The organism is Marinobacterium sp. xm-m-383, from assembly GCF_013283255.1.
Lineage (GTDB): Bacteria > Pseudomonadota > Gammaproteobacteria > Pseudomonadales > Balneatricaceae > Marinobacterium_E.
In genome coordinates, this window is sequence record NZ_WBYT01000011.1 from 1 (window position 1) to 3,390 (window position 3,390).

Sequence of the window (3,390 nt, forward strand, 5' to 3'; positions counted from 1 at the left end):
GTCACATGGGCATTCGCTCAGAAGTCTCCTTGCTCCAAACATAAAAAAAGGGCCATCCGAACGGATGACCCTTTTTCTATGTTAGGTGCCTGGCAATGACCTACTCTCACATGGGGAAACCCCACACTACCATCGGCGATGACGCGTTTCACGACTGAGTTCGGTAAGGGATCAGGTGGTTCCACGTCTCTATTGTCACCAGGCAAAACTGGTTAACGCATTGGATACTGTAAGATGCGTCTTGGTTGTTTATACAAGCTACAACCGTTAAATCAATCATTAAACCACTCAGCTGTTCATCTGAAGCTCTCGCTCTCAGACAGCTTTGGCGTTATATGGTCAAGCCTCACGAGCAATTAGTACTGGTTAGCTCAACGCCTCACAACGCTTACACACCCAGCCTATCAACGTCCTAGTCTTGAACGGCTCTTTAGGGACCTTAAAGGTCCAGTGAGATCTCATCTTGAAGGGGGCTTCCCGCTTAGATGCTTTCAGCGGTTATCCCGTCCGAACATAGCTACCCGGCAATGCCACTGGCGTGACAACCGGAACACCAGAGGTTCGTTCACTCCGGTCCTCTCGTACTAGGAGCAACTCTTCTCAAATCTCAAACGCCCACGGCAGATAGGGACCGAACTGTCTCACGACGTTCTAAACCCAGCTCGCGTACCACTTTAAATGGCGAACAGCCATACCCTTGGGACCGGCTTCAGCCCCAGGATGTGATGAGCCGACATCGAGGTGCCAAACACCGCCGTCGATGTGAACTCTTGGGCGGTATCAGCCTGTTATCCCCGGAGTACCTTTTATCCGTTGAGCGATGGCCCTTCCATACAGAACCACCGGATCACTAGAACCTACTTTCGTACCTGCTCCACGTGTCTGTGTCGCAGTCAAGCACCCTTTTACTCTTGCGCTCAATGCATGATTTCCGACCATGCTGAGGGTACCTTCGTGCTCCTCCGTTACTCTTTGGGAGGAGACCGCCCCAGTCAAACTACCCACCACACACTGTCCTCGATCCCGATAAGGGACCTGAGTTAGGACTTCAACGTTACCAGGCTGGTATTTCAAGATCGGCTCCACTTGAACTGGCGTCCAAGTTTCAAAGCCTCCCAGCTATCCTACACAAGTAAGGTCAAAGTCCAGTGTGAAGCTATAGTAAAGGTTCACGGGGTCTTTCCGTCTAGCCGCGGGTACGCTGCATCTTCACAGCGAGTTCAATTTCACTGAGTCTCGGGTGGAGACAGTGTGGCCATCGTTACGCCATTCGTGCAGGTCGGAACTTACCCGACAAGGAATTTCGCTACCTTAGGACCGTTATAGTTACGGCCGCCGTTTACTTGGGCTTCGATCAAGAGCTTCGCCGGAGCTAACCCCATCAATTAACCTTCAAGCACCGGGCAGGCGTCACACCCTATACGTCCACTTTCGTGTTTGCAGAGTGCTGTGTTTTTAATAAACAGTCGCAGCCACCTGGTATCTTCGACCGGCCTCAGCTTAGGGAGCAAGTCCCATCACCAAAACCGGCGCACCTTCTCCCGAAGTTACGGTGCCATTTTGCCTAGTTCCTTCACCCGAGTTCTCTCAAGCGCCTTGGTATTCTCAACCTGACCACCTGTGTCGGTTTGGGGTACGATCCCACATAACCTGAAGCTTAGAGGATTTTCCTGGAAGCCGGGCATCAACTACTTCACTCCATATAGGAGCTCGTCATCAGATCTCAGTCATAGAAGGACCCGGATTTGCCTAAGTCCTAAACCTACATCCTTAAACGCGGACAACCAACGCCGCGCTAGCCTAGCCTTCTCCGTCCCCCCGTCGCAGTTATGCGAGGTGCAGGAATATTAACCTGCTTCCCATCGATTACGCTTTTCAGCCTCATCTTAGGGGTCGACTCACCCTACCCCGATTAACGTTGGATAGGAACCCTTGGTCTTCCGGCGAGGGAGTTTTTCACTCCCTTTATCGTTACTTATGTCAACATTCGCACTTCTGATACCTCCACGGTGCCTTACAGCTTCCGCTTCAACAGCTTACAGAACGCTCCTCTACCATGCGTATAAACGCATCCGCAGCTTCGGTCTCTAGTTTGAGCCCCGTTATATCTTCCGCGCAGGCCGACTCGACTAGTGAGCTATTACGCTTTCTTTAAAGGATGGCTGCTTCTAAGCCAACCTCCTAGCTGTCTGAGCCTTCCCACATCGTTTCCCACTTAACTAGAAGTTTGGGACCTTAGCTGGCGGTCTGGGTTGTTTCCCTTTTCACGACGGACGTTAGCACCCGCCGTGTGTCTCCCATGATTGCACTCTTGGGTATTCGGAGTTTGCATCGGGTTGGTAAGTCGGGATGACCCCCTAGCCGAAACAGTGCTCTACCCCCCAAGGTGAGACATGAGGCGCTACCTAAATAGCTTTCGAGGAGAACCAGCTATCTCCGAGCTTGATTAGCCTTTCACTCCGATCCACAGGTCATCCGCTAACTTTTCAACGGTAGTCGGTTCGGTCCTCCAGTTGATGTTACTCAACCTTCAACCTGCCCATGGATAGATCGCCCGGTTTCGGGTCTACTCCCAGCAACTATGCGCCCTATTAAGACTCGGTTTCCCTACGCCTCCCCTAAACGGTTAAGCTTGCTACTGAAAGTAAGTCGTTGACCCATTATACAAAAGGTACGCAGTCACCGAACTAAGTCGGCTCCCACTGCTTGTACGTACACGGTTTCAGGGTCTATTTCACTCCCCTCACAGGGGTTCTTTTCGCCTTTCCCTCACGGTACTGGTTCACTATCGGTCAGTCAGGAGTATTTAGCCTTGGAGGATGGTCCCCCCATGTTCAGACAGGATAACACGTGTCCCGTCCTACTCGATTTCACTGAAAAAGGGTTTTCGAATACGGGGCTATCACCCACTATGGCCAAGCTTTCCAGCTTGTTCTTCTAACCCAAATCCAGCTTAAGGGCTGGTCCCCGTTCGCTCGCCGCTACTAAGGGAATCTCGGTTGATTTCTTTTCCTTCGGGTACTTAGATGTTTCAGTTCCCCGAGTTCGCCTCTCTAAACCTATATATTCAGTAAAGAGATACCACTTACGTGGTGGGTTTCCCCATTCGGAAATGTACGGATCAAAGCTTGTTTACCAGCTCCCCGTACCTTATCGCAGGTTACAACGTCCTTCATCGCCTCTGACTGCCAAGGCATCCACCGTGCACGCTTATTCACTTGACCATATAACCCAAAGGTGTCTGATCAACTGAATGGTTCTCGTAACGATCGATTTCGCCGGTTGGCGCTTGTATTAAACAATACAAGACAATCTTTATCTTACAGTTTCCAAATTGTTAAAGAGCGTTAAAACGAATAACTTCCAAGAAGTTAAAAGCTTTAAAAGATA

2 rRNA genes are annotated in these 3,390 nt (G+C 50.6%); both read right to left on the reverse strand.

Features of this window, described 5'->3' with window-relative positions:
- Positions 1–87 precede the first annotated feature (87 nt).
- Positions 88–203, reverse strand: a 5S ribosomal RNA gene (gene rrf, locus XMM383_RS11575).
- A 132-nt stretch (positions 204–335) separates the two neighbouring features.
- Positions 336–3,224 (reverse strand): 23S ribosomal RNA (locus XMM383_RS11580).
- Between the last annotated feature and the right edge of the window lie 166 nt (positions 3,225–3,390).